Source organism: Microcystis sp. LE19-8.1F, from assembly GCF_027531715.1.
Classification (GTDB): Bacteria; Cyanobacteriota; Cyanobacteriia; order Cyanobacteriales; family Microcystaceae; genus Microcystis; species Microcystis wesenbergii_A.
This window is the reverse complement of sequence record NZ_JAPZSO010000060.1, coordinates 1-5,344: the sequence shown is the minus strand read 5'-3', so window position 1 is coordinate 5,344 and position 5,344 is coordinate 1. Positions and strand designations below refer to the sequence as shown.

The window sequence follows — 5,344 nt, the reverse complement described above, 5'->3', positions numbered from 1 at the left end:
AGCTTGTGTTCGTTCGTGGAGAGCTTTGTTGTAAACTAATCTTACACAGCCCAATGTGCGCCGCAATAGCGACTCTTGTTCTGGTGTTGGGTAAAATCGAAACGAATAGGCTTTTTCCATGTCTCACATTTTAGCATATATCGTGTAAATGCGCTAGTATTTAACAGTAAAGCCAACCTAGAACGGCGGGGTTTCAGACGCAAATTTTCGATGAAGTTATACAACAATATAGGCGAGTTTGTCCGGGCGATCGATAAAGAATCTTAATATATTTTTCAGGTCTGATCAAGTCCTGTCAGGGGTGATGTGAGCTAGGGGCGGTTTTCTCGGTTAGCAAGGGATAAAAACCCTTGCTATTGCCGATTTTAACGGTTAAGTTGACAGCGAAGGGTAACTGCTCACCCTAGCTTTAAATTTCGCCGCGAATCTCTTCGACGATGCCATCTCTAAGGACGAGTTCCACATTCATTTTTGCCACTAAGTTATCGCCTTTTTCGACGCGGAAAAAGCTTTCTAGTTGTGCTTGGGCGACTTCTTGATTGAGTTCCAAGAGTTGTACCTGTTGCAATTGTTGCAGATACTGGTTTTTTTGTTCGAGAAACTCACTTTTCTGTTGATTGACTTGGATTTGAATATTATCAATCTGTTGGGCAGCCGCGGGGGGTAAGGGGATCAGACTCTGGCGCTGAATTTCGGCGATCGCTCTTTGGCCTTGGCTTTCTAATTGTTGAATTTGTGCATCAATTTGAACCATTTGTGCTTGTAATTGCTGTTGTGCTTCTTCTTTCCAGCGCGGAGTCACGATGACTTTAATTGTCACCGGGCGCTTCAGTAATAAACTGGTTTGTGCGTCATCCATGATTTGCTTATCCTAAAAAGGTCTTTTTGTCAAGGGGTTAAAGAATATTTGCCAGAAATATTTACTTGGCAAACATCTCGTTAATCATATCGCGATAGCGTTGCGTTACTACCGGTCGTTTAATCTTTAAAGTTTGGGTCATCATGCCGTTTTCTTGGGAAAAAGGCTCTAAAATTAACTCAAAGGTTTTAATCTGGTCATCGGCACGATAACCGGGCCGATTTCTTACCTCGCGCTTTAATTCTTGTTGGTAGATATCTAAGACTTTTTTGCTGTAGAGATCGCTAGAAAGAATCGTTGAGCGATCGCTGTGAGAATCGGGTAAATTTAAGGATAGTTTCTGTTCTTGGGCCCAATTGGCCAGTATATCAAGATTAGGCACGATCAAAGCCCCCAAAGCTTTTTGATCCTGTCCCACTAGCATAATTTGGGAGATAAAGGGACTGCGTAAACAAGCATCTTCAATCGGTTGCGGTTCAATATTTTCACCATTGCTCAAAACAATTGTATCTTTGGCCCGTCCGGTTAAAACTAAATCCCCGGCAGCGGTTAACCAACCAATATCACCGCTATCAAACCAACCATCGGGAGAAATCGCTTTTTCGGTTGCTTCGGGTTTTTTATAGTATCCCTGCATCACCTGCGGACCACGAATCAAGACTAAACCGTGTTTTTCTGTGGGTAAGACTTCTTTGCTGTGTAAATCGACAATACAGATTTCTGTCTGAAAGACGGGACGACCGGCAGACCCGCGCAGGTTATGATCGATACGACGGACGGTAGCGACGGGAGAAGTTTCTGTCAGTCCATAACCAACTAAAATCGGGATTCCCGCAATCTCATAGAAAGTATCTAGATGTCTGGCTAAGGAACCACCGCCACTAACCAAGATTTTAACTTTATTTCCCACTGCTTGGCGAATTTTGCCATAAACTAGCTTATCACCGATGGCATGGAGGGGATAGAGTAAGAGGGATTGAATTCTTGCTTTTAGTCTTTCTCCGGGGGAAGCGTGAAGATGATCTAGACTGAGATTATCAGCGATACGTTTAGCAATAACGTAATTTTCCGACTTTTCTAGCAAAAATCGCACTAATTTCTGTTTTGTGGCCGATTGTTCGCTAAATTGCTTTTGGATACCCTCGTAAAGAGATTCCCAAAGACGGGGAACTCCCACCATTAATTGCGGACTAAATTGCTTTAAATCCTGCTTAAAAGTGCGAATACTGGTGTAAATCTGGGTGCAACCTTGAGCTAGACTGAAATACTCACAACTGCGCTCGTAGGAGTGCCATGAGGGTAGTATACTTAAAACTCGATCGCCGGGATCCGGTTGAAAGATAGCATTTAAGTTGCGTACCTGATGCAGGAGATTACCGTGACTTAACATCACCCCTTTGGGTTGTCCCGTCGTTCCCGATGTGTAGATGAGGGTAGCCAGATCATTTTCGCTCTTGGTGATGGGTTTAAGGGTGTTCTCAGCCCCGATCGCCATTAGTTGCTTGAAATTTAAGGTCTGCACGGAAATCGCCCCAGTAGCGGGGTCTTCGTCGGTGAGCAGCACGATTAATTTTAGGGGCAATTCAGGGATTTTTGCCAGCAATTTGCCTAAAGTTTTGTTATTTTCCACAATCAGCGTCTGACTGTCACTATCGGCCAGAATGTAGGCTAATTCCTCTGCATCTGCTTGAGCAGATCGTACCGCGTTGGCGGCCCCGGCTGCCATGGAACCTTGGTCGGCAATAAACCACCGGGGACTATTATCGGCAAATAAAGCGACATTTTCGGTTTCTGTGACTCCTAATGCTTGTAAAGCGGCGGCAAATTGCTGAATTTGTTGATAAAGTTCCCGATAGGTGAGAATTACTTCTGGTTTACTGTGGGGATCGTGCAGGGCGATAATATTGGGGAAACGCTGGGCAACTATTGACCAAACTTCGGGTAAAGATTGAATATTTGAATAGTCAATTAGGGTTGTCATAGCAGTAGTTATAGAGAGTTACAAGGGTAATAACATATAGATTAACCATTCGAGGCTCTTTTTGCTGGTTCTCCTAGACAGTATTTCAACAGGTATCTGTCCTGCAAAGTTAATTTCCTAGTTGAGACTCGGAGAGTGGAGACTTTTCGGTTATCGGTGAACAGTGAACGGTAATCAGGGAATGTACTGTTACTTAATACTGCTTACTGATTACGGAAAAAGCTAACGGTTTAGATGTATAATTAATTTTGCTTAGGTAAGTGGTTCTAATTAAATAGAAGATAGATTTTGCCTCTGATCCCCCCCACCCCTAGTAGGGTTGATTCATGAATCAACCCTACTATGAATCAACCCTACTATAAATCAACCCTACTATGAATCAACCCTACTATGAATCAACCCTACCCCTTAATAAGGGGGGTGCCGACAATTTTTAACACCTACCTGCTTAGGTACTTAATAAAGTTGTGATTAGGAGAAAAAACGATGATTGCTCTATCTAACTATAATAATCTCACTCCAGAAGAATATCTTCAGTTTGAAGAAAAAAGTCCCATTAAACACGAGTATATCGATGGGCAAATTTACGCCATGGCAGGGACGACGGATACTCATAATATTGTTTCGGGGAATATATACACAATTATTCGTAATCATTTGCGGGGTTCCGATTGTCGGGTTTATTTTGCCGATTTGAAAGTCAGATTAGAGAAGCGCAATCACTTTTATTATCCCGATATTATTGTCACCTGCGATGACAGAGATAGAGAAACCGCTACCTACAAAAGGTTTCCTAAATTGATTATCGAAGTTCTCTCCGATTCCACAGAAGCTTTTGACAGGGGTGATAAATTTAATGATTATCAAACTCTAGAAAGTTTAGAGGAATATGTCTTAGTCAATAGTAAACACCAACGAGTGGAAACTTTTCGACGGGGTGAACAGGGTTTATGGATTCTGCAAACCTATCAGGAAGAAAGTTTTAGTTTGCAGAGTATTAATCTGACGGCATCTTTTCGGGATTTATACGAGGATGTCACCCTAGAAACGGTTAATTATTCCGTGGAAGAAATAGAATAAATCATTGTTTTTTACCGGGGGGAATAAAACGGATTTCAATTCTGCGTCTGCTTGCATCTGCGTCACGATTAACCGCAGCTAAGTTACCCGATGGGAGGTATAACTGTCCTGCGGAAAAAGCTCGAAATTTGACGTTTTTGAGTTTACCGGTGTTTTCGATTTCTTGCACTACTGCTAAAGCGCGCATTAATCCTAAATCAGTGTTAGAACCGGGTACTAGCATTTTAACAGATTGTTTTCTGCTGGCAACCGATTCGATATTTTTATCGAGATTACTTGTCTTTTGTATTCCCTGTCCGTCGGTGTGTCCAATTACTTGAATAAAGTCGATTTCTCTGTCTTTGGTAATGGTTTCGATAGCGGGAATAATGCGCTGACGAATATAGGTTTTTAAAGCGGGGTTTAATTCAGCACTTCCCGACTGAAATTTGAATTTTCCTGATTTTTCATCGATAACTATCGGGGTTGCTGTTTGCAGTTTTCGGTTAGCTTCCTCCAGTTTGCTGATGAGATTATAGGACTGAAAAAGTGCCAAGAGGAGAAATAAACTCAGAATCATGAAAGCATTGGACATTAAATCGGTAAATGCGGGATAAACATCCACCGATTTATCTTCATCCCGGTAGTAGGTACGTCTAGACATAGTTACTTATATGTTGGTGAAGTTATTCAAATAGGGTGTTAATGTCATCCAGAACATCTTTTTGAGGAGGATTAGGGATTGTCTCACAAAGTTTTTCTATCTTATCCTTTAAGTTAGAAAAGTCAGACTGAACATCTTTTTTAGTAGGATTAGGGATTGTCTCAAAAAGTTTTTTAAGTTCTTCCAACTTCTTATTTAACTTATAAATGTCATCCTGAACATTTTTTTGAGCAGGATTAGGGATTGTCTCAAAAAGTTCTTCTATCTCATCCTTTAAGTTAGAAAAGTCAGAACGCATATCGTTAATTTTCTCCAGTTCTGCTAAACATTTTTGAATTTCTCCATAGATGTGTTCAATCATTTTCTGATTCGATTTATTTTCCTTAGCGATAACTTTCTCTAACTTATCTCGCAAAGATTCTAAGTTAGCAGTTAATTGACTGGTGTTGGTGTTCACTGAATTAATTACTTGAGAAAAATCTGATTTAAGGCTGCCAAATTGATTGGCTGTTTTCTCAATAGATTGGGAAACTGCTTTTAATTGTTCTGAGTTCTTAGTTAATTTATCATCAACTACCGTCCTTAAGTTATTGCTTAAAAGGTTTAACTCAGACTGTAAGCTTTCCTTGACTTGAGTAAGTTGCTCTGTCACTGTATCAATTAACTGAGACAAGTTAGCATTAGTCACCTCTGGATTATTACTAGAGCGCTCAATCCCATGGGAAGCAGTGAGAATTTTATCGGAGGTTTGGGAGAGTCTTTCATCGAGACTATTGATAAG

5 protein-coding genes and 1 pseudogene are annotated in these 5,344 nt (G+C 40.9%); 1 reads left to right on the top strand and 5 read right to left on the bottom strand.

Annotated elements, in window-relative coordinates; translation table 11 throughout:
• The 3 genes from O9334_RS06320 to O9334_RS06310 all read right to left on the bottom strand — a co-directional run.
• A partial coding sequence (locus O9334_RS06320; protein ID WP_159291398.1) for a helix-turn-helix domain-containing protein occupies positions 1-120 on the bottom strand: 120 nt, incomplete at its 3' end.
• A 289-nt stretch (positions 121-409) separates the two neighbouring features.
• Entirely contained in the window at positions 410-859 is a 450-nt protein-coding gene (locus O9334_RS06315) for a YlqD family protein (protein ID WP_002782037.1), read from the bottom strand.
• A gap of 61 nt (positions 860-920) precedes the next feature.
• Entirely contained in the window at positions 921-2,840 is a 1,920-nt protein-coding gene (locus O9334_RS06310) for a long-chain fatty acid--CoA ligase (protein WP_287999684.1), read from the bottom strand.
• 486 nt (positions 2,841-3,326) lie between these two features.
• Here O9334_RS06310 and O9334_RS06305 point away from each other — a divergent pair, with 486 nt between their 5' ends.
• Positions 3,327-3,920: a Uma2 family endonuclease gene (locus O9334_RS06305; RefSeq protein WP_045357188.1), complete on the top strand. Its 594-nt coding sequence runs from the start codon at positions 3,327-3,329 to the stop codon at positions 3,918-3,920.
• A gap of 1 nt (position 3,921) precedes the next feature.
• Here O9334_RS06305 and O9334_RS06300 read toward each other — a convergent pair whose 3' ends face one another.
• Together O9334_RS06300 and O9334_RS06295 are read right to left on the bottom strand one after the other, a co-directional pair.
• On the bottom strand, positions 3,922-4,563 hold the full coding sequence (locus tag O9334_RS06300) for an OmpA family protein (RefSeq protein WP_045357186.1): 642 nt from the start codon (positions 4,561-4,563) through the stop codon (positions 3,922-3,924).
• Between the two features lie 22 nt (positions 4,564-4,585).
• A pseudogene (locus O9334_RS06295) lies at positions 4,586-5,344 on the bottom strand (methyl-accepting chemotaxis protein); the annotation flags it as partial.